General features: G+C 67.7%; 26 protein-coding genes. 11 read left to right on the top strand and 15 right to left on the bottom strand.

Features of this window, described 5'->3' with window-relative positions; genetic code table 11:
• The first annotated feature begins 275 nt into the window (after positions 1-275).
• Entirely contained in the window at positions 276-1,247 is a 972-nt protein-coding gene (locus HNP48_RS32335; RefSeq protein WP_184865179.1) for a DMT family transporter, read from the top strand.
• Positions 1,248-1,257: 10 nt separating this feature from the next.
• Here HNP48_RS32335 and HNP48_RS32330 read toward each other — a convergent pair whose 3' ends face one another.
• On the bottom strand, positions 1,258-2,028 hold the full coding sequence (locus HNP48_RS32330) for a helix-turn-helix domain-containing protein (RefSeq protein ID WP_184865177.1): 771 nt from the start codon (positions 2,026-2,028) through the stop codon (positions 1,258-1,260).
• A gap of 93 nt (positions 2,029-2,121) precedes the next feature.
• Here HNP48_RS32330 and HNP48_RS32325 point away from each other — a divergent pair, with 93 nt between their 5' ends.
• Both HNP48_RS32325 and HNP48_RS32320 read left to right on the top strand, forming a co-directional pair.
• Positions 2,122-2,964 (top strand): phytanoyl-CoA dioxygenase family protein, encoded by an 843-nt coding sequence (locus tag HNP48_RS32325; protein ID WP_184865175.1) that lies wholly within the window; start codon positions 2,122-2,124, stop codon positions 2,962-2,964.
• 293 nt (positions 2,965-3,257) lie between these two features.
• Positions 3,258-4,181 carry an NAD(P)H-binding protein gene (locus HNP48_RS32320; protein WP_184865173.1) on the top strand — a complete coding sequence of 308 codons (924 nt, stop codon included), beginning with the start codon at positions 3,258-3,260 and terminating at the stop codon, positions 4,179-4,181.
• A 29-nt stretch (positions 4,182-4,210) separates the two neighbouring features.
• Here the strand turns inward: HNP48_RS32320 and HNP48_RS32315 are convergent, their stop codons facing one another.
• The 4 genes from HNP48_RS32315 to HNP48_RS32300 are packed head-to-tail and all read right to left on the bottom strand — an operon-like array spanning position 4,211 to position 6,039.
• Complete coding sequence (locus HNP48_RS32315) at positions 4,211-4,870, bottom strand: SHOCT domain-containing protein (RefSeq protein ID WP_221480431.1); 660 nt, start codon at positions 4,868-4,870, stop codon at positions 4,211-4,213.
• Positions 4,871-4,917: 47 nt separating this feature from the next.
• The gene (locus HNP48_RS32310; protein ID WP_184865171.1) at positions 4,918-5,133 is read right to left on the bottom strand and encodes a DUF3820 family protein; all 216 of its coding nucleotides are present in this window, start codon (positions 5,131-5,133) and stop codon (positions 4,918-4,920) included.
• Between the two features lie 19 nt (positions 5,134-5,152).
• Positions 5,153-5,545: a translation initiation factor Sui1 gene (locus HNP48_RS32305; protein WP_184865170.1), complete on the bottom strand. Its 393-nt coding sequence runs from the start codon at positions 5,543-5,545 to the stop codon at positions 5,153-5,155.
• Between the two features lie 2 nt (positions 5,546-5,547).
• Positions 5,548-6,039 (bottom strand): DUF2721 domain-containing protein, encoded by a 492-nt coding sequence (locus HNP48_RS32300; protein WP_184865168.1) that lies wholly within the window; start codon positions 6,037-6,039, stop codon positions 5,548-5,550.
• 132 nt (positions 6,040-6,171) lie between these two features.
• Between HNP48_RS32300 and HNP48_RS32295 the strand changes: the two genes are divergently transcribed.
• Positions 6,172-7,491 carry a DEAD/DEAH box helicase gene (locus HNP48_RS32295; RefSeq protein WP_184865166.1) on the top strand — a complete coding sequence of 440 codons (1,320 nt, stop codon included), beginning with the start codon at positions 6,172-6,174 and terminating at the stop codon, positions 7,489-7,491.
• 80 nt (positions 7,492-7,571) lie between these two features.
• Here the strand turns inward: HNP48_RS32295 and HNP48_RS32290 are convergent, their stop codons facing one another.
• Positions 7,572-7,907, bottom strand: a complete 336-nt coding sequence (locus tag HNP48_RS32290) for a DUF6172 family protein (RefSeq protein ID WP_184865164.1) — start codon at positions 7,905-7,907, stop codon at positions 7,572-7,574.
• A 193-nt stretch (positions 7,908-8,100) separates the two neighbouring features.
• Here HNP48_RS32290 and HNP48_RS32285 point away from each other — a divergent pair, with 193 nt between their 5' ends.
• The 3 genes from HNP48_RS32285 to HNP48_RS32275 all read left to right on the top strand — a co-directional run bounded on the left by HNP48_RS32285 (position 8,101) and on the right by HNP48_RS32275 (position 11,244).
• Positions 8,101-8,694, top strand: a complete 594-nt coding sequence (locus HNP48_RS32285; RefSeq protein WP_184865163.1) for a LemA family protein — start codon at positions 8,101-8,103, stop codon at positions 8,692-8,694.
• Between the two features lie 29 nt (positions 8,695-8,723).
• A complete protein-coding gene (locus tag HNP48_RS32280; RefSeq protein WP_184865160.1) occupies positions 8,724-9,824 on the top strand; it encodes a M48 family metalloprotease in 1,101 nt (366 codons plus the stop codon).
• A gap of 130 nt (positions 9,825-9,954) precedes the next feature.
• Complete coding sequence (locus HNP48_RS32275) at positions 9,955-11,244, top strand: sensor domain-containing diguanylate cyclase (protein ID WP_184865158.1); 1,290 nt, start codon at positions 9,955-9,957, stop codon at positions 11,242-11,244.
• A 24-nt stretch (positions 11,245-11,268) separates the two neighbouring features.
• On the opposite strand, the gene HNP48_RS32270 is transcribed toward HNP48_RS32275, so the two are convergent.
• On the bottom strand, positions 11,269-12,600 hold the full coding sequence (locus HNP48_RS32270) for a DUF2142 domain-containing protein (RefSeq protein ID WP_184865156.1): 1,332 nt from the start codon (positions 12,598-12,600) through the stop codon (positions 11,269-11,271).
• Between the two features lie 381 nt (positions 12,601-12,981).
• Here HNP48_RS32270 and HNP48_RS32265 point away from each other — a divergent pair, with 381 nt between their 5' ends.
• Positions 12,982-13,602: a 3'-5' exonuclease gene (locus HNP48_RS32265; protein WP_184865154.1), complete on the top strand. Its 621-nt coding sequence runs from the start codon at positions 12,982-12,984 to the stop codon at positions 13,600-13,602.
• Entirely contained in the window at positions 13,599-14,777 is a 1,179-nt protein-coding gene (locus HNP48_RS32260; RefSeq protein WP_184865152.1) for a hypothetical protein, read from the top strand. The genes HNP48_RS32265 and HNP48_RS32260 overlap by 4 nt, the downstream gene beginning before the upstream one ends.
• Before the next feature lie 4 nt (positions 14,778-14,781).
• Here the strand turns inward: HNP48_RS32260 and HNP48_RS32255 are convergent, their stop codons facing one another.
• Complete coding sequence (locus HNP48_RS32255) at positions 14,782-16,866, bottom strand: NADPH-dependent 2,4-dienoyl-CoA reductase (RefSeq protein ID WP_184865150.1); 2,085 nt, start codon at positions 16,864-16,866, stop codon at positions 14,782-14,784.
• Between the two features lie 105 nt (positions 16,867-16,971).
• Here HNP48_RS32255 and HNP48_RS32250 point away from each other — a divergent pair, with 105 nt between their 5' ends.
• A complete protein-coding gene (locus HNP48_RS32250) occupies positions 16,972-17,604 on the top strand; it encodes a TetR/AcrR family transcriptional regulator (protein WP_184865147.1) in 633 nt (210 codons plus the stop codon).
• Positions 17,605-17,611: 7 nt separating this feature from the next.
• On the opposite strand, the gene HNP48_RS32245 is transcribed toward HNP48_RS32250, so the two are convergent.
• Genes HNP48_RS32245 through HNP48_RS32225 form a run of 5 tightly spaced genes read right to left on the bottom strand, consistent with a single transcriptional unit; the run spans position 17,612 to position 21,933 of the window.
• The gene (locus HNP48_RS32245) at positions 17,612-18,007 is read right to left on the bottom strand and encodes a hypothetical protein (RefSeq protein ID WP_184865145.1); all 396 of its coding nucleotides are present in this window, start codon (positions 18,005-18,007) and stop codon (positions 17,612-17,614) included.
• Positions 18,008-18,058: 51 nt separating this feature from the next.
• Positions 18,059-18,868 carry a cyclase family protein gene (locus HNP48_RS32240; protein ID WP_184865143.1) on the bottom strand — a complete coding sequence of 270 codons (810 nt, stop codon included), beginning with the start codon at positions 18,866-18,868 and terminating at the stop codon, positions 18,059-18,061.
• A gap of 47 nt (positions 18,869-18,915) precedes the next feature.
• Positions 18,916-19,890 (bottom strand): tripartite tricarboxylate transporter substrate binding protein, encoded by a 975-nt coding sequence (locus tag HNP48_RS32235; RefSeq protein ID WP_184865141.1) that lies wholly within the window; start codon positions 19,888-19,890, stop codon positions 18,916-18,918.
• A gap of 50 nt (positions 19,891-19,940) precedes the next feature.
• Positions 19,941-20,873, bottom strand: a complete 933-nt coding sequence (locus HNP48_RS32230) for a 3-keto-5-aminohexanoate cleavage protein (RefSeq protein WP_184865139.1) — start codon at positions 20,871-20,873, stop codon at positions 19,941-19,943.
• A gap of 7 nt (positions 20,874-20,880) precedes the next feature.
• Positions 20,881-21,933: an SMP-30/gluconolactonase/LRE family protein gene (locus tag HNP48_RS32225; protein WP_184865137.1), complete on the bottom strand. Its 1,053-nt coding sequence runs from the start codon at positions 21,931-21,933 to the stop codon at positions 20,881-20,883.
• A 96-nt stretch (positions 21,934-22,029) separates the two neighbouring features.
• Between HNP48_RS32225 and HNP48_RS32220 the strand changes: the two genes are divergently transcribed.
• Positions 22,030-22,734, top strand: coding sequence for a TetR/AcrR family transcriptional regulator (locus tag HNP48_RS32220; protein ID WP_184865136.1), 705 nt, complete (start codon positions 22,030-22,032; stop codon positions 22,732-22,734).
• Between the two features lie 68 nt (positions 22,735-22,802).
• Here HNP48_RS32220 and HNP48_RS32215 read toward each other — a convergent pair whose 3' ends face one another.
• Entirely contained in the window at positions 22,803-23,024 is a 222-nt protein-coding gene (locus HNP48_RS32215) for a SlyX family protein (protein ID WP_184865134.1), read from the bottom strand.
• Complete coding sequence (locus HNP48_RS32210) at positions 23,024-24,214, bottom strand: PLP-dependent aminotransferase family protein (protein ID WP_184865132.1); 1,191 nt, start codon at positions 24,212-24,214, stop codon at positions 23,024-23,026. The genes HNP48_RS32215 and HNP48_RS32210 overlap by 1 nt, the downstream gene beginning before the upstream one ends.
• Between the last annotated feature and the right edge of the window lie 95 nt (positions 24,215-24,309).

Below are 24,309 nucleotides of genomic sequence, written 5' to 3'. Positions count from 1 at the left end.
GCCGCCACTGCACCGCGCAAAAAAAGCCCGCACTGGGCGGGCAACTTGCTTGCACAAGGGAGGTATCGACTACGGGTGGGTCGACGGGGAAATCATAGCCCTGCCCCCCGAAGATGCCTGTGAAGTAGTTCACGCTTTTCGGTGCCGCGTGCGCAGCCATTCATGTTGCGCGATTGATGAGCGATGCGGACTCGATTGGTGAACAAATAGCATCAATGGTGCCGGCGATCTGGCGCCCAATCACAGGCTGAGACACCAGGGAGACAAAGGCCCCCATGAACAACAGCAAAACAGCCATTCCATCCCCCGCGGGCACGCAGGCCGCGCCGCAAACCTCTACCCACAGCGCCAAGGCCTGGATGGTCGATCTGCTGCTGCTGGCCGCGCTCTGGGGCGCATCTTTTCTGTTCATGCGCATGGGCGCCGCCGAGTTCGGGGCGCTGCCGACCGCGGCAACCCGCGTGGGAATCGGCGCCCTCTTCCTGTTTCCCCTCATGATGAGCCGCGGGCAAGGGCCGGCCCTGGTGCAGCACTGGCGCGCCAGCATGGCCCTGGGCGTGTTCAATTCGGGCCTGCCGTTCGCGCTGTTCAGCTTTGCGCTGCTCACCATCAACAGCAGCCTGGCAGCGGTGCTCAATGCCACGACGCCGATGTTCGGCGCCCTGGTGGCCTGGGTCTGGTTCCGCGAGCGGCCCAGCGGCTGGCGCCTGGTCGGTCTGGCCATCGGCTTCATCGGTGTGGTGATGCTGGCCAGCGGCAGCGCCGGGCTGCGCGACGGCGACGGCGCGGACAACCACGCGGCCCTGTGGGCGATCGGCGCCTGCCTGCTGGCCTGCCTGTGCTACGGCATCGCCGCCAGCGCAACGCGCCGCTACCTCACCGGGGTGCCGCCCCTGGCCACCGCTACCGGCAGCCAGATCGGCGCAGCCCTGCTGCTGGCCGTGCCGGCCATCCTGTACTGGCCCCAGCAGATGCCCTCGCTGCGCGCCTGGCTGGCCATCGCGGCGCTGGGCGTGTTGTGCACGGGGGTCGCCTACTTCCTGTTCTTTCGCCTGATCGAGCGCGCCGGCCCGGCACGCGCGCTCACGGTCACCTTCTTGCTGCCGGTGTTCGCCACCTTCTATGGCGTGGCCTTCCTCGACGAGCGCATCACGCAGTGGATGCTGGTCTGCGCGGCCGTGATCGTCTGCGGCGTGGGGCTGTCCACGGGGTTCATCGCGCCGAAGTCGCGCGCCGCCAAGACCTGAGCGCGGTCCGTCAGCCGGTCTTTTGCCGCAGATAGGCCTGCGGCGTCATGCCCAGCTGCTTGTGGAACATGGCGATGAAGGCCGAGGGCGCGCTGTAGCCCAGCTCCAGCGCCACCTCCTTGACCGCACGGCCAGCCTCCAGCAGCGCGATGCCGCGCACCACCTTCAGGCGCTGGCGCCATTCGCCCAGGGACATGTGCAGGTCACGCTCGCAGCGCCGCGCCAGGGTGCGTTCGGTGGTGTGCACGCTGGCGGCCCATTCGGCCAGCGAGCGGCCGTCCCAGGGGCTCGCCTGCAGGGCATCGAGCACCCGTGCGAGCAGCGGGTCCTGCGAGGTCGGCAGGTAGCTGTCGTGGCCCGGCGCCACGCGCAGTTCGTCCAGCAGTACCGCGAACAGGCGCTGCTCGGGCGCGCTGTGCGGGGCCCCGATGCCGCGCTCGCGCAAGGTGTCCAGCACGGCCTGGATCAGCGGGCTGATGACCATGGTGCAGGCATGCGCCGGCAGCGCTGCGCACAAGGGCTCGGGCACATAGACCGTGGCATAGCTCGCCGCATGGCGGTTGTGGGAGGCATGCTCCAGGTGCGGCGGTATCCACACGCCGTACTGCGGCGGCGCCAGGAATACCTGACCGCCCATGCCCACCTCGATCACGCCCGACAGCGCATGCACGAACTGCCCTGCGGCATGGCTGTCGGGCGGGTCGGCGCTGCCGGGCTGCAGGTGCACGACCTTGAACAGCAGCGGGAAAGTGGCCTCCTGCTCCATCTTGTCTGGCTCCATTGATTGCTTGTCCGATCAGGCGTATTTGGTTGAATCTAGCCAATTTAGACTGATTCTGCCTGTCCGCACAACCCATCCAAAGGAGTCGCCCCCATGCTGACCAACCACCCTGGCGAATTCAACGCCCAGTCCCCCGCCAGCGCCATGGCCGAGAAGTTCGCGCGCGATGGCGTGGTCTGCCTGCGCGGCGTGCTGCGCCCCGCCGAGGTGGCACGGCTGCGCGAAGGCATCGATGCCAACCTGGCCGCACCCAGCCCGCGCGCCAAGGTGGCCAGCCGGGCCGATGACCCGGGCTTCTTCATCGAGGACTTCTGCAACTGGCAGGAGATCCCCGCCTACTGGGACGTGATCTCGCAATCGGCACTGCCCGAAATCGCGGGCAAGCTCACGGGCAGTCAAAAGATAAGGCTGTACCACGACCACATGCTCACCAAGGAGTCGGGCACGCGCCAGCGCACGCCCTGGCACCAGGACCAGCCCTACTACAACATCGAGGGCAGCCAGAACGTGAGCTTCTGGATCCCCGTCGACCCCGTCTCGCGCGCGTCCACGCTGGAGCTGGTGGCCGGCTCGCACCGCGGCCCCTGGCTGATGCCGCGCACCTTCATGACCAACGAGGCGAAATGGTTCCCCGAAGGCGCCCTGGCCGACCTGCCCGACATCGAGGCCGACCGCGCGGCTTATGACATCCGCGGCTGGGCTGTGGAGCCGGGCGATGCGATCGCCTTCAACATGCTCACGCTGCACGCCTCGGCCGGCCTGGAGCCTGGGCGCCGGCGCCGCGTGTTCTCGGTGCGCATGATCGGCGACGACATCACCCATGCGCCACGGCGCTGGAAAACCTCGCCGGATTTTCCGGGGCTGGTGGATGAGCTGCCGGCGGGGGCGCCGATGGCGCATGCGCTGTTTCCGGTGCTGTGGACCGAGGGCAGTTGAACCAAGGCCTGGGGCCTTGCGCCCAAGCCCAACACCGCGCCTATACTGGCGCCATGACATTGGTCTTCATCATCGCCTGACCTGCTGAACCGCGCCACTCGCCGGGCCCGCCCCCTGCGGCGCACGCCCGGCCAGGCCACCATCAGCACCCTTTGTGGAACGGACCGCGCTGCCGGCAACGGATCAGCGCCGCTGGCCCGCGGCTGCTCCACACCCTTGTTCCGGCGGTTCCGTTCCCGCTTTCAAGTGCATTCGCTGCGCAGTGGGCCGCCAGGGCCATCGAAAGACCTGTCATGCATTCGACAACGACAACCCTTCCCTCGTCCCTTCTCATCACCGGCGTGAGCGGCCATCTCGCACGCCTTGCCGCAGAGCATCTGTTCGCGCACACGCCTCCCCCTGCTCACCTCATCGGCACCACACGAACGCCGGAGCGCGCGCAAGCGCTGGCCCAAGCCGGCATGGAGGTCCGGCACGCCGATCTTGGCCAGCCGGACGGCCTCGCCACCGCCTTCCAGGGCGCGCAGCGCATGCTGCTGGTAAGCACCGGCAGCGATCACGCCGGCCCGGTGCGCGTGGCCCATCACCGCCATGCCATCGAAGCCGCCATGGCCGCGCGCGTGCAGCGCATCGTCTACACCTCACTGCAACAGCGTCCCGGTGGTGCACTCGATGCGCTGGTGGCCGACCACCGGGCCACAGAACAGATGCTGGCCGCATGCGCCATCCCGGAGCGCGTGGTGCTGCGCAATGCCTTCTATGCCGAGATGCTGCTCACCACCCTGCCCCTCGCCCTGGCCCGCGGCGTATGGCACACGCTGCGGCGCGATGCCGGTGTGGCCTATATCCCCCGCGCGGAATGCGCCGTGGCGGCGGCCGAAGCGCTGGCCCAGAGCGACGTGCAGGACCCGGACACGCTGGACATCACCGGCCCCGAGGCACTGAGCCCGCTGGATGTCGTCGACATCGTGCACCAGGAGTTCGGTGTGCGCATCCGCGTGGAGGAAGTCAGCGACGAGGACTACCGCATGCAACTGGAAGCCACCGGCATGCCTGCACCGATGGCCGGTGTGATGGTCTATCTGGAGCGCGGCATGGCCAGCGGTGCCATGGGCACGGTGGCCGGCGGCTTCGAACAGTTGACCAGGCGGGCGCCGCAAGGGGTGCGTGAATTCCTGCGGGAACACAGGGCGGTGCTGCAAGCCTCCACCCGCTGACGCAGGAAGAAAGCCAGGCTGCATGGACCTCAGGCCAGCAGCCTGGCTTTTTGCTGCTGGAATTCCTGCTCGGTCAGCACGCCTTCGTCGCGCAGCTGGGCGAGTTTTCGGAGTTCATCGGCCACAGAATGAACTGGCAACGCGGAAGCGGATTCCTGCTCTTGCTCACGGGTTGCATGGATCTCATGGGAGTCTGCGGCAGCCTGCAGCACGCCATGCCAATGGCGTGCCTGCTTGATTGCGCTTCTGTACGCAGCCGTGTAGGCAAACGTCCTACGATCAAGGAACACAATGGTGTGGGTAGGTGTGGAAGTGCTCTTGACGATGATGTGCAGTTCCACGCGCAGGATCCTGTTGACGCTGACGCCCTGGTTTGGATCCTTGTCTTCAAAGACTTCCACCGCCAAGATGTCTCCATAACCGACAACGTTTCTGGAGCTCTGTTCGGGAGTGCCTCCATCCAGGATCAGGCACAACTTTTTGTTCAGCTCATCAATGGCAATTCCGGCCAGCCCGTCGACGCCCATGAACCGCTGGGTGGCGGGAAATTCGTCAACCTCTTTCACCACTGTGATCTTCGGGGACTTCAATCTCCTGGCCCTGATTTGTTGGACCACGAGAACGATGTCGCCCATGGCCACCAGCGCAACGATCGCCACCAGGATCAAAAAAGTAACAACAATCTCCACTCGGTTCCTTCTTCGGATAGATCAGCCTTGGTCCTGCATACCGCCTTCTAACGGCCGCCCCTGAGCGGCCTGAGCAGATCCGACAGCCCGTTGTGGTCGATCTCGTGCATCAGCGCCAGCAACTGCCCCAGCTCGCCCTTCGGAAACCCCTCGCGCGCAAACCAGTTCAGATAATTGCCGGGCAGGTCCGCCAGCAAGGTGCCCTTGTGCTTGCCATAGGGCATTTCCATCGTGACCAGCTTCTGCAGCTTTTCGGCGTCCATGGCGCGGCTTTCTTTCTTTTCAACCGCCCGCGCGCTTGACCTTGTGGCCGAGCTTTTGCAGCGCAGCCATTACGCGCTCCACATGGTCGCCCTGGACCTCGATCACGCCATCCTTCACCGTACCGCCGCAGCCGCAGGCGGCCTTGAGCTGCTTGCCCAGCTGGTCGAGCGCGGCGGCATCGACCAGCACGCCCTTGACCAGGGTGACGGCCTTGCCGCCGCGGCCCTTGGTTTCGCGCGAGACGCGCACAATGCCGTCGCCCGCGGGCACGGCCGCCTTGGCCAGTTCCTTGCAGGCGCACTGGCCTATGGGTTGGCGGCAGTCCGGGCACATGCGGCCCGATTCGGTGGAGTAGACCAGGCCGCCCAGGCTGGCGAGGTCGGACAGGGATTTCTTGGGTGCGGGAGCCATGCCTATTGGGGTTCCTTGGGCTTGTCGGCCGGGTTGGCGCCCAGTTCGTTCTGCAGCATGTGGAAGTTGAGCAGGCGCGTGGCCATCACGGTCTCGGCCAGAAAGCACACCAGCGCGAGCAGGAACGAGGCCACGCCCGCCAGGAAGCCGCCGATGGCCAGGCGGTTGGCCTGGTAGTCCAGGGTTTCACCGAGGAACAGCAAAATGATGGTGATGCCGATGAGGAAGGCGCAGAAGGTCAGGAGCGCGATGCAGCCATTGGCCAGGCGCCCGCGCAGGCGCAGGTCGCCGAGTTCGGCGTAAGCGCGCGCGGTGTATTCGGGGTCGTTGTTGGCACGGGCGCGGTCTTCCACCGTGCGGGCACGGTCGATGATGCGCGCCAGCCGACCGGCCACGGCGCCGATCATGCCGGAGACGGCGGTGAGCAAAAACACGGGCGCCACCGCGAGCTGGATGCCATGCGTGATGGCGGAGGGATCGGTTGGAATGGCCATGGGCTTGAACAACAGCGTGGGTGGAGGTATGCGGCCCGATTATCTCTGCGCGCAGCCCGCCCCAAGTGCAGGACAATCGGGGGATTGTCCCAATCCACCCTGCGCTTGCCCGTTGGCGCAAGCGCCCAGCCCATGCCCTTTGCCGCCCTCGGTCTCTCCCCTGCCCTCGCCCATGCCGCCCAGGCGCTGGGCTTTGCGGCGCCCACCCCCATCCAGAGCGGGGCGATCCCGGCCATCCTGGATGGCAAGGACCTGCTGGGCATCGCGCAGACCGGTTCGGGCAAGACCGCCGCCTTCGGCCTGCCCCTGCTGCAACAGGTGCAGATGGGCACCACCGGCCAGTCGCCGCGCACGGTACGCGCCCTGGTGCTGGTGCCCACGCGCGAGCTGGCGGCCCAGGTGGGCGAGGTGCTGCGCGATCTGGCACGCCACCTGATGCAGCAGCCCCCCAGGGTGGCCGTGGTATTCGGCGGCGTGTCCATCAACCCGCAGCTCATGGCCCTGCGCGGCGGGGCCGACGTGGTGGTGGCCACGCCGGGGCGCCTGCTCGACCTGGTGGAGCACAACGCCCTGCGCCTGGGCCAGGTGGCCCACCTGGTGCTGGACGAGGCCGATCGCCTCTTGGACCTGGGCTTTGCCGAGGAACTGCAGCGCGTGCTGGCCCTGCTGCCGGCCAGGCGGCAGAACCTGTTCTTCTCGGCCACCTTCCCCACGGCCGTGCAGGCCCTGGCCGATGGCCTGCTGCGCCAGCCCGTGCGCGTGGAGATCGCCGCCACGCCCGAGCACACCCCCGACATCGCGCAGCGCGCCATCGCGGTGGACGACAAGCGCCGCACGCAGCTGCTGCGCCACCTGGTCCAGGAGCACGGCTGGTCGCGCGTGCTGGTCTTCGTGGCCACGCAGTACGCGGCCGAGCATGTGGCCGAAAAGCTCTACAAGGCCGGCATCTATGCCAGCCCCTTCCATGGCGGCCTGAGCCAGGGCTCGCGCAAGCAGGTGCTGCAGGAGTTCAAGGACGAGCGCTGGCAGGTGGTGGTGACCACCGACCTGGCCGCGCGCGGCATCGACATTGCGCAACTGCCCGCGGTGGTCAACTACGACCTGCCGCGCTCGGCCGACGACTATGTGCACCGCATCGGCCGCACGGGCCGCGCGGGCGAGAGCGGCACCGCGGTGAGCTTTGTGACGCCCGAGGCCACGGCACATTTCCAGCTGATCGAAAAGCGCCAGGGCATCCGCGTGCCGCTGGAGGTGGTGGCCGGATTCGAGCCGACCGAGCCGGCCCCGCCCCCGGCCCCCGCTGCCCCGGGCGCGCCCGGCACCGGCGGCATCAAGGGCCGCCGCCCGAGCAAGAAGGACAAGCTGCGCGCCGCACTGGCCGCTGCCGAAGCCGAAGCAGCGGCCCTGGCCGCGCGGCCCAAGGGCAAGAAGCCGCCCACACCCGCGGAATAAGACAGGTCCGGCCGACCCGCCATGAAAAAAGCCGGTGGCCCCGTCAAAGGCCAGCCGGCTCGTGGACAACGGCCAGGCTGTCAATCCTCGGCGTCGTCGCCCTCGTCCTCGGCAGGGTCCTGCGCCCCGGCAGGCCGCGCCGTGCGCTTGCCCGGCTTGGCCAGGATCTCGATGTAGAACTGCTTGCCGCCCTCGGCCACCACGGCGTTGATGGCTTCTGTGATGGCCGCGACATGCACCACGGCCGCCGTCTCCTGCGTGGCGCCGAAACGGCAATCGAAGTCCCAGAAGTCGGCGCCCACGGGGATGTCGCGGCGCCGCTCGCGCTTGATGTACTTGCGGATGTCGTGCTTGACAGCGTCCAGAACCCGGTCGGGGTGCTTGCCCTCGACATGCAGTTGGTAAATTTTTCTCATGGGCGATGGTACCTCCTGCGGCCCTGGGCTTTTACCGCTCGGGCAACCTCACATGGTGGCACACGGCGCAGCCAGGCGCAATTCCCTTGCAGATTTCAGCTATCGGGCCTTGCCAAAAGCTGCGTCTATAAGATGAACCTCCATAAACGGCCTTGCCACACAAGGCCCCAATTCACAACAACGGAGGTGCACTATGTCTACTGGAGGCTGGATTTTCTCGGCGGTGTTGGTGGTCGTGTTCGTATGGGCCATCATGATCTACAACCGCCTCGTGCAATTGCGCAACCGCATTGCCAACGCGTTCGCACAGATCGATGTGCAGCTCAAGCGGCGCTACGACCTGATCCCCAACCTGGTGGAGGTGGCGCGCGGCTACATGGCGCACGAAGCCTCCACGCTTGAAGCCGTGGTCAAGGCGCGCGGCAATGCGCAGAGTGCCGCCACGGCAGCCCGCGCGGCCCCCGCCAGCGCCAATGCCCTGGGCGCCCTGGCCGCGGCCGAGGGCGTGCTCGGCGGCAGCCTGGGCCGGCTGATGGCCCTGGCCGAGGCCTACCCCGACCTCAAGGCCGATGCCTCCATGAAATCGCTGAGCGAAGAGCTCACCAGCACCGAGAACCGCCTGGGCTTTGCGCGCCAGGCCTACAACGACCAGGTGCTGGAGTTCAACGACCAGGCCCAGCAGTTCCCCGACCTGATCGTGGCGCGCCTGCTCGGCTTCGTGAGCTCGCCCATGCTCGAATCGACACAAAGCGCAGAGGAGCGCGCTGCTCCCAAAGTCCAGTTCTGAGCAGTCCACGCAAGCGCGGGGACTGACCCATGAAATTCTGGAACCAACAAGAGAGTGCGCGCAGCGAGACGCGCCGCCTGTTGCTGGGCTTTGCCATCGCCGTGGTGCTGCTGGTGGCAGCCGTGCACGGGGCACTGGTGGTGGCCTGGCTGCTGATGGCGGCCGTGCTGCCCGGCAACCTGCCCTATCCCGCGGGCTTTCTGGCCGCCAACGTGGGCGTGTCGCTGATGCTCATTCTGGGCGGCTGGTGGGTGGAGACCTCCAACCTGCGGGCCGGCGGCGTCAAGCTGGCCACGCGGGCCGGGGCACGCGAGCTGCGGCCCTCGATTTCGCATGCCGAACAGCGCCTGGCCAACATCGTCGACGAGCTGTGCATTGCCGCCAACATGCGCCGCCCAGAGGTGATGGTGGTGCCGCGCGTCGACGCCATCAACGCCTTTGCTGCGGGCTGGGACGAGAAGGACGCCGTGGTCGCCGTCACAGAGGGCGCGCTCGACTACCTCAACCGCGAAGAGCTGCAGGGCATGGTGGCCCATGAGCTGAGCCACCTGCACGAGGGCGATACGCGGCTGAAGATGCAACTGGCAGGCATGGTGTTCGGGCTGGAGCTGGTCTACAACTTCGGCGACACGCTGCGCGAGCGGCGCGGCCTGGCCTGGTGGTTCGGCTCTGCCATCATGCTGGCGGGCTTTGCCGGCTGGCTCACGGGGCGCATGCTCAAGGCCGCCGTGTCGCGCCAGCGCGAGTACCTGGCCGATGCCCGTGCCGTGCAGTGGACGCGCAGCAAGGACGGCCTGGGCGGCGTGCTGCGCAAGGTGATGGGCCAGCGCCGCGACACCCCCGCCGGCTACGCCCAGGACCACCGCCACACCGGCCTGGCCCTGCCCTCGGTGCAGCACATGCTGCTGGTGGACGTGGAAGGTGGCGGCCGGCTGGAGCGCCGGCTCGACACCCACCCCACGCTGGAGGACCGGGTGCGGCGCGTCTACGGGCGGCCCATGCAGCCCCTGGCGGCAGCCCCCGTGACTGTGGAGCCCGAGATGGCGCGGCGCGGCAACGCGGCCGCAGTCGGGGTGCCGGGCACGCCCACCATCGCTTCGCTGGTGGACCCGTTCGCGCGCTTCACCTGACGCGGCCAGGGCCCGCCACAGGCCCTGGCGCAGGGAAGCCCCGCAACCGCCTACGACCATTGCCAAGCAATTGGCGGTGTTTGGCGCCTGAAGTGCCACAATGCCGCTATACGTATTGTTACAGCTGCGCATGGACCACGATCAGGAACTGTTGCAACTGCTGCCGGCGGCCGCACTGGTGGTGACGCCGGAAGGGGTCATCCTGCGGGCCAATGCGGCCGGCGTGGCCCTGCTGGAGGCCGACAGCGAGCAGGCCCTGCTGGGCCGCATCCTGGGCCACTTCGTGCACCCCATGGACAAGGCGCGCTCCAGCCAGCGCATCGAGCGCGTGAAGCAGCCCGACCATGCGGGCCGGCCCAACAAGTCCTCGGAGTTCCGCGTGCGCACCGACAAGGGCCAGCTGCGCATGGTGCTGGTGGCCAGCGTGGCCATCGAATGGCAGGGTGCGCCAGCCCTCCTGATGTGCGGCATGGACATGACGCACCAGAGCGAGATCCAGGAGCAGTTGCGCGAGAGCGAGCACAACTTCCGGCGCCTGTTCGACAACATGCAGGACGTGTACTACCGCACCGATGCCCAGGGCGTGGTGCAGCACGTGGGCCCCGGGGTGCGCCGCGTGCTGGGCTACGAGCCGCACGAGATCGAGGGCCGCACGGCCGAGTCCTACTACCCGCAGAGCAAGGACCGCGATGCCTTCAAGGCGGCCATCCAGGAAAAAGGCGAGGTGGCCGACTTTCCGGGGCAGATGGTGCGGCGCGACGGCGTGGTGATCGACATCTCGATCAGCAGCCACGCGCTGTACGACCACCAAGGCCAGTTTGCCGGCGTGGAAGGCATCTACCGCGACGTGACGCAGCGCAAGAACCTGGAGCGCGAGCTGCAGCGCCTGGCCACCACCGACATGCTGACCGGCATGGCCAACCGCCGCGCCTTCCTGGAGACGGCCGAGGCCGCCTACCAGACGGCGCGAACGCAGCACACGCCGCTCACGCTGCTGATGCTGGACGTGGACCACTTCAAGTCCATCAACGACCGCTTCGGCCACCTGGAGGGCGACCGCGCCCTGGTGGCCTTTGCCCGGGCCGTGATGGAGGGGCTGCGCCCCGGCGATGCCGTGGGCCGCCTGGGCGGCGAAGAGTTCGGCGTGCTGCTGCAGGGCACTACGCTGGCCCAGGGCCACGAGGTGGCCGTGCGGCTGCTCAATTGCGTGCGCACCCTGGAACTGGGAGTGGCGGATGCCGGCCATGGCAGCCACCGCTACCGCATCACCGCCAGCCTGGGCCTGGGCACGCTCAGGGGCAGCGACCGCAGCCTGCGCGACCTGCTGGACCGGGCCGACCAGGCGCTCTACCAGGCCAAGCACGAAGGGCGCGACCGGATCGCATTGGCCGATGCCGATCTGGACAACCAGGGCTATTGAGCAGCGGCTGCGCCGCGTGTGCGCTCAGAAGTCGAAGACCGCCACCCCCATGCCATAGCGTCCGTGCAGCGTGGTGGCCAGCACCGTGAGGCAAAAGGCCGCATAGAGCAGGACGAACAGCCTGTGCGCCGGCGGCGATGGAGCTTGCGCCGCTTCCAGCCGCACAGGCCCCAGTGCCGCCGCGAGCAGCATGGCAGGGATGATGAAGTAGCGCCCCTGCAAGCCCTGGATGACGTGCGCAGGGTAGTCGTTCCAGGTCACGGCCAGCGCAAAGAAGGCCAGCAGCGTGCTGCCCAGGCCTGCCACCAGCAGCGCGGCCCGGATGGCCGCATCCTGGCGCTGGTAGCGCGTTGCCGCCACGGTAAGCACGGCCGCCAGCAGCAGGCCGCAGCCGATGGCGACCAGCGCAAAGCCAGGGATGGGCGCATCGGCCCAGCCCAGGTTGCCCACGAACGACGAGGCGATCAGATGGCCCTGGAACGGGTCGGCGACCGTGCGCCCCACCAGGCGCAAAAACTCCATCGGCTCGCGCAGGTAGGTGGCGATCACCTGGCCCGTGGAGAGGGCCCGCACGACGCGGTTGTCCTCGGTGTGGGCCAGCCCGAACAAGGTCCACCCGGCGCTGGCGGCCAGCAGCATGGCCGAGGCAGCCAGGCGCGGCCAGGTTCCGTGCCGCACCAGCAGCGCCAGAGGCAGCAGCACCAGGGGAATCAGATTGGTGCGCGAGGTGACCAGGAGGAAGATGGCAGCATGGAACGCAAAGGCCTGCCAGCGCGTGGCCTGGCCCCCTTGCCACTGCCGCAGGAAAAGCGACAGCACCAGCAGTGCCAGCGCAAAGCACAGCCCGTCGATGGTGGGCGAGATGATCTGGAACAGCGCCATGGGCATGAGCACCAGCGCCTGCACCAGCAGCGCGGGCCGCGCGATCTGCCAGGCCCACAGGACCAGGCCGAACACCAGCAGGGTGACCAGCATGCGCGTGAGCTGGTAGCTGTGGCCCAGGGAGAGGTCGAGCGCACGCGACAGCTTGAGCCCGAACGCATGCGGCAGGTAGATGAAGGGCGCGTAATAGCCCGTGGGCGCGGCGTTGACGAAGATCTCATCGTCCTGCCACTCGAAGCGGGTGGCCTCGCTCATGAGCCACGCGGGTGACAGGCTGCGGTCCCGGTGCGGCCCCACGATCTTCTGCATCCACTGCGAGAACAGGAAGAAGTTGGTGTCCACCCAGCCGCCGGTCCTGCCAGGTTCGTGGGGTGCTTCGCTCCCGAGCAGGGCTTGGCCATGGGCCACCATGTCGGCCCGCAGCAGGTGCACGATTTCATCGGGCGACTGAAAGGCCGGGATCAACTGCATCATGCCGCAGGCAATCGCAAAACCCAGGGCAAACCATGCCGTTCGCAGGCTGCGCCAACCGGCTGCCCCCCTCCCCGCGAGGTGGGTCAGCACGCGAGGCCAGCCGAAAAGGTCAGGGCGCAAAAACAAGACAGACAGTCTTCAAGGAAAGAACAGACAGCGACAATCCCGGCTGGCGAGATTGATCTTAGCCACGCAGGGGGTCCGCCGCATGTCGTGCAGCGCTCAATTGCACGTCAGGCGTGACCTACATCACCAGAACAGGGGTTTTGTCACGCGGCGGCCCGGGCCATGCGCCCGCAGCGACCGGCAACCGGGCATGATGGCAGGCAGGGAAGCCTGCTGCAACCGCACTTGCATTTGGAATCATTTTTACAATAGCCCATGATCCGTCCATTCACCGAGCGCACCGTTCCCGGCAAGGAAGAGATCGCGCTGCTGGCGCCTTTTGCGCGCCTTGCCCCGGATCGCATCGCCCTGGTGAGCACCGCCGACCAGGCCCAGCGGGCCGGCGAAGAGCTGGCGGCCAGCACGGCCTGGGGCTTCGACACCGAGTCCAAACCCACCTTCGTGCAGGGCGAGGTGTCCGACGGCCCGCACGTGGTGCAGCTGTCCACCCTGGACAAGGCCTGGGTGTTCCAGCTGCACGATGAAGGCTGCCGCCACCTGGTGGCCCAGCTGCTGGCGCGGCCCGGTGTGACCAAGGCCGGCTTTGGCCTTGGTGACGACAAGAAACGCATCGTGGCCAAGCTGGGCGTGGAGCCCGCAGGCGTGCTCGAACTCAACCACGTGTTCCGCCAGCAGGGCTACCGCAAGGACATGGGCGTCAAGGGCGCCGTGGCCGTGCTGTTCAACCAGCGCTTCATCAAGTCCAAGAAGGCCGCCACCTCCAACTGGGCCAACCCCAAGCTCACCGAATCGCAACTGGTCTATGCGGCCAACGATGCCTATGCGGCAGCGCGCGTGTACCACGCGCTGGGGCAGCCAATTGGCGAGCGGCCATGATCTTCGACTCCGCGGACTACTACTTCATCGACTTCCAGACCGACCTGCCCAAGGAGGCCGCAGGCACGCGCATCGGGATGTACCTGGCCTGGCTCACGCTGCGCGGGCTGGGCGGCGAGGGCGTCAATGACTGCCTGGACGACCTGCGCGCACGGCGCATGTCCTGTGCGGATTTTCTCTTCGATGCCTGCGATGGCAAGTTCACTGCCGACGATGTGAACGATGAAGGCCGGGCCTTCACCGAGCACTACTACGCAACGCAGTTCAACGATGACTTCGACAAGGTCTTCGCCGTCCAGTTCAGCCGCACGGGGCATGCGCTGGACGACTCCTGCAGCATCCCCTGCCACTGGCACAATTACGACCGGCTGGCGCTGGTGCTGAACCGCCGCCTGCAAGAGTGGCGCGCACAGCGCGATCAGATCCAATGGCCGGTACTGCCCGCACTGGATAGCGTGTATGCGACTGTGCTGCGCGCACTGCAGCCCTTCATGCAGGCCAAGAGCTTCGTGCACGACCCGGTCAACGAGCCAGAGATGGCCGAACCGCCATCGCCCGAGCGCATAGGGCACCTGTACTGCAGTGCCTTCCCTGGCGGCAACCACTGGCTGCTGCTGGTGGTCAAGTCCACCCCGCAGGGTGCCATCACGCTGGCGCTGACGCTGGCATCGCGTGTGGACACTGTCGCCGAGCGCGTCCGCGACCATGGCCTGCCTGATTATTTCAACGACACCCCTGAGAGCCACCTGCCCTACACCGCCCTCTTGCGCCTGTGGCAGTGGCTGCGCGGCGACCCGGAACTCCTGATCGAGCAGGACGATGAGGGCAACACCGCGCTCGTGCTGCGCGGGCCCCAGGGCCTGGCCAGAACCGTGCTGCTGCTGGCCCAGCGCTGCGAGACCGTGCTCGGCCCCCTGCTGGACCAATTGGCCACGGTGCAGGGCCTCGATGCCGTGCGCTGCACGCGCCCGCTGTCGGAATCCATCCTCTACACCGACCCGTACAACCGCCTGCCGCTGTCCACCGCCGAGGCAGCCAACAACCCGCGCATCCTGGAGCTCTGCGATGAGCTCGAAGCCCTGTGCAGCGACCCGCAGGCGCCCGGCGGACGCTTTTTCTACCCGAACCTGATGGCGCACATCAACCTGGTGCGCGAGCGGAACACCCGCGCGTAAGGGCTCAGAGCGTGGCTGCGAGGCGCGCTGCCTGGTCGATGGCGCGCTTGGCGTCGAGTTCACCCGCTTCCAGCGCACCGCCCACCACGTGCGGCTTCTTGCCCAGCACCAGCAGCTCGTCGGCCAGGGCGCGCAGCGGCAACTGGCCTGCGCACAGCACCACGGTGTCGCAGGGGATCCAGGTCGGGTCCTCGCGCTGCTCGCCGTAAGAGACGAGCAGGCCCTCATCGGCAATGCGCTCGTAGTTCACGCCGCCCACCATCTGCACCTGCTTCATCTTCAGCGTGGTGCGGTGGATCCAGCCCGTGGTCTTGCCCAGGCCTTCGCCGAGCTTGCCCTTCTTGCGTTGCAGCAGCGTGACCTGGCGCGCCGGCGGCGTGACCTGCGGCCCCTTGGGGGCCAGGCCGCCGCGTGCCTCGGCGGGGTCGGTGATGCCCCATTCGGCCTGCCAGGCGGGCAGGTCCAGCGTCGTGGAGTGGCCTTCATGGACCAGGAACTCCGCCACGTCGAAACCGATGCCGCCGGCACCGATGATGGCCACGCGCTCGCCCACCGGCTTGCCATGGCGCAGCACGTCGATGTAGCTGAGCACCTTGGGATGGTCCTGCCCGGGGATCTTGGGGCCGCGCGGGCTCACGCCCGTGGCGATCACCACTTCGTCGTAGCCCGTGAGGTTGGCCGCCTGCACGGGGGTGGACAGGTGCAGCTGCACGCCCGTGTCTTCCACGCGCGTGGCCAGGTAGCGCAGCATCTCGTGGAACTCTTCCTTGCCCGGCACCTGCTTGGCCATGTTGAGCTGGCCGCCGATGGCATCGGCCGCATCGAACAGATGCACCTCGTGCCCGCGCTCGGCCGCCACGGTGGCGGCAGTCAGGCCGGCAGGCCCCGCGCCCACCACGGCAATGCGCTTGGGCTTTTGCTGCGGCGTGAGCGGCGTGTAGACCAGCAGCGTCTCATGGCAGGCGCGCGGGTTCACCAGGCAGCTGCTGGTCTTGGCCTTGAACACATGGTCCAGGCAGGCCTGGTTGCAGGCAATGCAGGTGTTGATGCGGTCGGCCTTGCCCTGGGCCGCCTTGTTCACGAAGGCCGGGTCGGCCAGCAGCGGGCGCGCCATGGAGACCATGTCGGCGCAGCCCTCGGCGAGCACCTGTTCGGCTACTTCGGGCGTGTTGATGCGGTTGGAAGTGACGAGCGGTGTGGCAATGCCGGCCGCTGCGAACTCGGCCTTCATCTTCTGCGTGACCCAGGCAAAGGCCGCACGCGGCACGCTGGTGGCAATGGTCGGTATACGCGCCTCGTGCCAGCCGATGCCGGTGTTGACGATGCTGGCGCCGCCGGTGGCCACGGCCTTGCCCAGGGTGACGATCTCGTCCCAGGCGCTGCCGCCGGGCACCAGGTCGATCATGGACAGGCGGTAGATGATGATGAAATCCGGCCCCACGGCCTCGCGCATGCGACCGATGATCTCCAGCGGCAGGCGCATGCGCTGGCTGTAGTCGCCGCCCCAGGCATCGGTGCGGCGGTTGGTCGCGGCCGAAAGGAATTGGTTGATCAGGTAGCCCTCGGAGCCCATCACCTCCACGCCGTCGTACCCGGCCTCGCGGGCGCGCTGGGCGCAGTTGACGAAGGCACGGATCTGCCGCTCCACCCCGCCGGCCGACAGCGCAAACGGCGTGAACGGTGTGATCGGCGACTGCAGCCGCGACGGAGCCACCGCCAGCGGGTGGTAGGCATAGCGGCCCGTGTGCAGGATCTGCAGCGCGATCTTGCCACCCGCGCCGTGCACGGCCTCGGTCACCACCCTGTGGCGGCGCGCCGCGCCCGCGGTGGACAGCGTGCCCGCAAACGGCTTGGTCCAGCCCGCGATGTTGGGCGCGAAGCCCCCCGTCACGATCAGCCCCACCCCACCCTCGGCCCGCTCGCGGAAGTAGGCCGCCATGCGCGAGAGGTCGCGCGCATCTTCGAGCCCCGTGTGCATGGAGCCCATGAGCACACGGTTCTTGATCTGGGTGAACCCCAGGTCCAGCGGGGCAAGCAGGTGGGGGTACAGGGCGTGGCCGGGCGGCAGCTCGCTGGCGATGGATTTCATGGTGGGCAGGCGCGTGGGGGCGCCGATGGATGAAGATGTGGCCGGAATGCCGACATCGACATTCCTAGAATATTTTTCTAGAACTTTATTCTAGAATGCACTTCCATGGCAAGCCGCAGCTCCACCAAGCCCTCTCCGGCCCATTCCGCCGAGACCACCGACCGCCGCCAGGAGATCCTCAACGCCGCCCTGGCCTGCGCCGCACAGGCGGGGGTGGAGGCCGTCTCCATCGACGGCGTGCGCGCGCGCTGCGGCGCCAGCGTGGGCAGCATTTACCACCACTTCGGCAGCAGGGAGGGCATCGTCGCGGCGCTGTTCTTCGACATCTTCCACACGCAGTCGCGCAGCATCCAGGCGCAGCTCGATGCCTCGGTCGGCGTGGAGGCCGGCGTACAGGCGCTGGTGACCGGCTACCTCGACTGGGTGGTGGCGCAGCCCGTGCATGCGCGCTTTCTCTTCCAGGCCCGCGGCCTGGTGGCCGCCGGCCCGCGCAGCACCGAGCTGGCCGAGGCCGCACGCGGCCGCAACCAGGCCCTGGTGGCCTGGTTCGGGCCGCACCGCCAAAGCGGTGCGCTGCGTGACCTGCCCTGCGAGCTCATGCCCTCGCTGGTGATGGGCCCGGTGCAGAGCTACTGCCGCGCCTGGCTGTCAGAGCGCGCAGGCAACAGCGCCCTGCCCTCGCCCGATATCTACCGCAGCGAACTGGCGGCGGCGGCGTGGCGGGCCGTGCGCGCCTGAAGCCCTGTCAGCCGGCAGCACCGCCCCGGCGGCCTGCAACCCGGTAGGCCAGCCAGCAGAGCAAGGCGCCCGCGGGCCCGATGACCAGCAGGTTCCACAGCGGCATGAAGAGCAGGCCGAGCGCGGCCGTCGAGCCTTTGGGGGCAACAAAGACCGAGTAGTGCATGAACGCATCCGCAGCCAGGCATCCCGCAGCCGCACCGAGCCCCCACAGCACGCGGCGGCCCCGAGCCAGCAATGCGGCGATGGCATAAGGGGCACACGACCAGAGCAACAGACCGACGAGGAAGGCGGCGGCGTCCATGCCGCCTTCGGCCTTGAAAAGGGCGGTGTAGAGGTGCAGCGCCACGCCTGCACCGCACAGTGTCAGCGCCATGTTCTTCGCGGAGACAAATGCAGGCATGGGCCAAGGGGGGTTGGACGTGAAGGCCCATGATAGCCCCCCGCCCTGGGATCAGGCTTCGCGCGCCATCAGCACCTCATCGAAGATGGCCACGGCGCGCGTCCACCCGGCCGATGCGCCGCGGATCTTGTGCGGAAAGCACGAGATGTAGAAGCCCGTGGGCGGCAGTGCCTCCAGGTTGTGCAGCTTCTCCAGGTGGCAGTAGCCGATGTCGCGCCCGGCCTTGTGCCCCTCCCAGATCAGGCTGGCATCGTGGGTGGCGGCATATTTCTCGGCGGTGTGCACGAAGGGCGCGTCCCAGCTCCAGGCGTCCGTGCCGGTCAGGCGCACGCCGCGCTCCAGCAGGTACATCGTGGCGCCATAGCCCATGCCGCAGCCGGCGGAGACAAAGTCGTTGTGGCCATAGCGGCTGCCCGCGCGGGTGTTGACCACCACGATCTCTAGCGGCGAGAGCGTGTGGCCGATGCGCTGCAACTCGGCCTCGACGTCGGCCGCGGTCACCACATAGCCATCGTCCATGTGGCGAAAGTCGAGCTTCACCCCGGGCTGGAAGCACCATTCCAACGGTACCTCGTCGATGGTCCAGGCCCGCTTCTTCTCGCCCAGCGCCTTGTCCATGGTGCTGTGGAAATGGTAGGGCGCATCCAGGTGGGTGCCGTTGTGGGTGGACAGCTGCACGCGCTCCACCGCCCAGCCCTCGCCATCGGGCAGGTCGCCCTTTTGCAGGCCGGGAAAGAAGGGCTCGATCTGGTCGACGGTGTTCTCGTGGGTGAAATACTCGATGCGGGGCGCGAAGGCGGGTGGGTCGCTCACCACGTCGTTTTCGAGGTAGATGGACAGGTCGACGAATTGGCGGGTCATGGGAACACTCTCCTGCGTTGCTTGCATGTCTTCCAGGGGCCGGGCGCTCATTCCGCGCGGATGTCGTTGTCGCGCACCACCTTGGCCCAGCCCTGCGCGTCTTCTTTCAGGAACCGGCGGAACTCCTCGGGGCTGCCGCCGGCCGGCACCAGGCCCAGCTCGCGCAGGCGCGCCTGGAAGGCGGCGCTGGCCACGATGGACTGGACCGCCGCGTTGATCTTGCCCACCACATCGGCCGGCGTGCCCTTGGGCGCCAGCAGGCCGTGCCAGGAGTCGCCCACGAAGCCGGCGAAGGTCTCGCCCACGGTGGGCACGTCGGGCAGCGCCTCGATGCGCTTGGGGCCCGAGATGGCCAGGGCCCTGAGCTTGCCGGACTTGACCTGGCCGATGGCGGTGGTCGAGGGTTCGAAGGTGGTGGCGATGCGCTCGGCCATCAGGTCGGGAATGGCGCTGTCCTTGTAAGGCACGTGGAGCATGTTGGCGCCGGCCATGTTCAGCAGCCGCGCCATGGCCACATGGGTGCCTTGGCCAATGCCGTAGCTGCCATAGCTCAGGGCACCGGGGCTGTTCTTCGCGGCCGCGATCAGGTCTGCCAGGGTCTTGTGCGGCGACTGGCTCGCGGTGAGCAGCACATAGGGCACCGAGAGCACCCGGGCCACCGGCACGAAGTCGTCGCTCTTGTAGGGCAGCGATTTGTAGACATAGGGGTTGATGGAGGTGGTGTTGTTCACCGTGTACAGCAGCGTATGGCCGTCGCCCGGCGAGGTGGCCACGTTCTGCGCACCGATGATGGTGCTGGCGCCGGCGCGGTTGTCGATCACCACAGGCTGGCCCAGGGCCTTGGACAGGGGCTCGCCCATGAGCCGCACGATCACGTCGGGCGAAGAGCCCGCGCCGAAGGGCACGACGATGCGGATGGGCTTGCTCGGAAAGCCGCCGCCCTGGGCCCATGTGGCCAGCGGCAGGGCTGCGGCTGCCAGCGCCAGGACCTGGCGGCGTGCGATGAGGGGTGGGTTGCGCATGCTTGTCTCCTTGCTTGTGTGTGTTCTGTTGCGATGCGGTGGTAAGGGTCTCAGGCCAGCGCCACGTTGTGCCGCCCCTTCAGGGCCAGGCGCTCGCGCGCCTCCTGCGGGGTGGCCACGGCGATGCCCAGCTCGTCCAGCACCTTGCGCATCTTGGCCACCTGCTGGGCGTTGGAGGTGGCCAGCGCGCCGCGGCCCAGGTACAGGCTGTCTTCCAGGCCCACGCGCACGTGCGCGCCCATCACAGCCCCCATGGTGCCGAAACCCATCTGGTTCTTGCCGGCGGCAAACAGCGACCAGACATAGTCCTTGCCCAAGAGGCGATCGGCCGTCTGCTTCATCACCAGCACGTTTTCGGCATCGGCCCCCATGGCACCCATCACGCCGAAGATGGTCTGCACGAGAAAGGGCGGCTTGATCAGCCCCATGTCGGCGAAGTAGGCCAGGTTGTACAGGTGGCCGAGGTCGTAGCACTCGCACTCGAAGCGCGTACCATGGCCCTCGCCCAGGGTCTGCAGGATGTACTTGATGTCCCTGAAGGTGTTCTTGAAGATGCCGTCTTCCGTTGCGGCCAGGTAAGGCTGCTCCCAGGCGTGCTGCCACTCTCGCGGGCGCTCGGCCATCCGGAACATGGCGAAGTTGAACGAGCCCATGTTCAGCGAGGCCAGCTCTGGCGAGACGCGCAGCGCGGCCTCCAGGCGCTCGTTCAGCGACATGGCCACGCTGCCGCCGGTGGTGATGTTGATCACGGCGTCGGTCGCCTGCGCGATCTCGGGCAGGAACTCCATGTACACGTCCGCCGAGGGCGACGGCCGCCCGTCGGCCGGGTTGCGCGCATGCAGGTGGATGATGGCCGCACCCGCGGCGGCGGCATCGATGCTCTGCTGCGCGATCTGCGCCGGGGTGACCGGCAGGTGGGGCGACATGGTGGGCGTGTGCACGGCGCCCGTCACGGCGCAGCTGATGATGGCTTTGTGGGACATGAAGACCTCAGGGGGTGGTGGACCAATGGACCATGGGCAGGCCGGCGACCGGCGAACGGAAGAAGGGGATGCGGGTGCCCAGCAGGCTGCCCAGGTAGACGGTGCGCAGGTCGGGGCCGCCGAAGGTGATGCTCGCCATCCACGGGGCGATCTGGCCGCGGGCCTGCTGCATGTCCTCGGTGGTCATGGTGCCGGCGTCGAAACGCGCCATCAGCCGGGCGCTGGCCTGCGGCTCGCCATCGTCGAGCAGGGTGCGCAGGTCGCCACCGGGGGTCAGCGCAACCAGGCGGTCCACCATGATCAGGGTGCACCAGAGATTGCCATGGGCATCGAAGGCAATGCCATCGGGCAGGCCGCCCAGGTGCGCCGGGCCGAAGACCTCGCGGTCTGTGAGCGCGACCTCGCCGGGCCGCGACTCGTCCAGCCGCAGGCGGGTGATGCAGGGGCCGGTGGTCTCCACCACGTACAGCCACTCCTGCCTGGCATCGAGGCGGATCTCGTTGGTGAAGTGAAAGCCGTCGGCCACCACGCGCAGGCGGCCGTTTTCCACCACGGCGACATAGCCATCGCGCACGCGCTGCGTGGCGGCGGTCGTCCAGGGGTTGACGCGGGTGGACACGGTGAGCCAGATGCGGCCGCGCGAGTCGCGCAGCACGAAGTTGACCTTGCCGATGGGCATGCCGTCGATGCGGTCGTACAGCGTGCGCGTGTGCCCCTCGCGGTCCATCACCTCCAGCAGGTCGGTGCCGAAGTTGGAGACCAGGATGTCGCCATTGGCCGCAAAGGCCAGGCCATTGGGCAAGGTGCCGGTGGTGTACTTGGCTTCCATCTCGCCGCTCGTGCCCTCGGCGTGCGTGGCGAAGCGGTCGTCGGCGCGCTGGCCGATGAAGCGCTGCGCGCCATCGGCGCCGATGCGCGTCACGCCGCCGCGCGCATCGGCGCACCACAGCGTGCCATCGGCTTCGGCCAGGATGCATTCGGGCCGCTGCAGGCCCTCACCCACGAAGCCGATGCGGCTTCGGTCCACCACAAAACCGTCGAGCGGATTGCTGGCTTCCATCGGTTTGTCTCCTTCGCATTTTTTATTGATTATACGTATGGATAAAGTTTAAGGTCAATCGCTGGAAGGCCTGTCCAGTGCTCTACGATGTGGGCCATGAGTTCCGTTTCCCGCCCCGCCCCGGCCGAGAAGGGCCGCACGCGCATCCCCCAGCGCCGGGCCGACAGCGAAGCGACCCGCCAGCGCATCCTGGATGTCGCCGAGCGGTTGTTCGCCGACGCCGGCTTCCACGCCACTTCCATCCGCGATATCGCCCACCATGCCGAGTGCCAGTTCGCGCTGATCGGCTACCACTTCGGCGCCAAGGAGGCACTGCTCGACCAGGTACTGGCACGCCGCTCCGACGTGCTCAACCGCGAGCGCCTGGCGCACCTGGAGGCATTGCGGGCCGCGCATGGAACCGCCCCGCTCGCGCTGCGCGACCTGGTGGGCGGCTTTGTGGGCACCATCATGGCGCGGGGCGACTCCGGCGACGAGGGCTGGCGCAACTACACCCGATTGATCGCGGTGGTGGCCGCCAGCGCGGAGTGGAAGGATCTGGCCGAGAAGCACTTCAACGCGGTCGCGCGCCAGTACATCGCCGAGCTGCAGCGCAGCCTGCCCGAGGTGTCCAGCGAAGACCTGCACCGGGCGTTCTTCTTCATGGTGGGGGCCATGCTGGCCGTGTGTGCGCGCACCGACCGGATCGAGACCTTGTCCGACGGGCGTTTCGATTCGCGCAGCATCGCCCCCATGACGGAGACGCTGTGCGCTTTTCTGGAGGGTGGGTTCGCCGCGGTGGCCAGTCGCCCTGCGCGCTGACCGCTGCCAGCGGTCAGCAAGGACCGGCCCGCCCGCGGCCAAGGCACCGCGGGCTGCGGAACCTCAGTTCAGTAATGCGGCGGCAGCTCGTCGCGCAGGTTGCGCACTGCACCGCCGGCACCGCCATCGGGCGCCTGCTGGCGCAGCTGGATCACCTCCTGCGTGAGCCGGTCGATCAGCTCCTGCTGGCGAAAGATGGTCATGTTGAGCTGGTCCAGCAGGTCTTCGGTGAAGCTGGCCTTGATCTCCAGGTTCTCCAGCCGCTCGATGATCTGCTGCGGGCTGTCCATCAGACTGCCTGCCCCAGGCGCGCCACGCCCTCACGGATCTTCTCCACATCCGCCGTCGCAAACGACAGCCGCAGCGTCGCGTTGTCCGGGTTGGCGCAGAAGAACGGCGTGCCGGGCACGAAGGCCACACCCTTCTCGATGGCACGCTTGGCCAGCACGTTGCCGTCGGCCACCTTGCCGCCCGCGCCCGTGAGGCGCGCCCAGACGAACAGGCCGCCCTGGGGCTGCACGAAGTCGATGGCCTCGCCCAGTTCCTTGCGCAGCGCATCGCCCATGGCCTGGGCGCGTTCGGCGTACACCTTGCGCACCTTGGCCAGGGTGGCGGGCATGCGCCCGGCTTTCAGGTACTGGGCGGCGGTGGCCTGGGCGAAGGTGCTGGTGTGTGCGTCGCTGAATTGCTTGCACATGGTGGCCTTGGCCAGCAGTTCGGCCGGAGCGATCATCCAGCCCACCCGCAGGCCGGGCGAGAGCACTTTGCTCATGGAGCCGCAGTGCGCCAGCAGTTCGCGGCTGCCGGGCACGCTGGCCGAGAGGTTGAGCAGGCTGGGCGGGGGGGCTTCGCCGAAGTACAGATCGCCGTAGGGGTCGTCTTCGACGATCAGGGTCTGGTGCCTGACGGCCATTTCCAGCACGGCCTTGCGGCGTTCCAGGCTGAGCATGGCGCCGCTGGGGTTGCCGAAGGTGGGGATGAGGTAGACGAATTTGGGCTTGTGTTCGGCGATGAGTTTTTCCAGCTCGTCGGTCTTCACGCCGTTGCCGTCGATGGGGGCGCTGATGAGTTCGGCGCCGTACAGGCGAAAGCACTGGATGGTGGCCAGGAAGGTGGGGCCTTCCACGATGACCTTGTCGCCGGGGCTGATGAGGGTCTTGCCCAAGAGGTCCAGGGCCTGCTGGCTGCCGGTGGTGACGATGAGGTTCTCGGGAGCCAGGTCCTTGGCGCCCTTGCTGGCCATGAAGGCGGCGAGTTGTTCGCGCAGCGGCTGGTAGCCCTCGGTGGCGCCGTACTGCAGGGCCGCACCAGGTTCTTCGGTCAGGGCCTGGTTGCTGGCTTCGCGGATGCCTTCCACGTCGAACATGGCGCTGTCGGGGAAGCCGCCGGCAAAGCTGATGATGCCTGGCTTGCCCAGGAGCTTGAACAGCTCTCGGATGGCGGAGGTTTCTACGTTGTTCAGGCGGTCGGCGAATTGCATGGGGTGGAATTCCGGTGGACGGTGAATCCGCCATTGTCGCCAATTGGCGTGCAGGTTTCCTGCGGCGTAGACTTGCCCTTCGACAGAATTCCCCT

This window comes from Acidovorax soli (assembly GCF_014207955.1).
GTDB lineage: Bacteria > Pseudomonadota > Gammaproteobacteria > Burkholderiales > Burkholderiaceae_C > Acidovorax > Acidovorax soli_A.
Note: the sequence above shows the minus strand (reverse complement) of the source record. Positions and strands in the feature narration are given on the sequence as shown.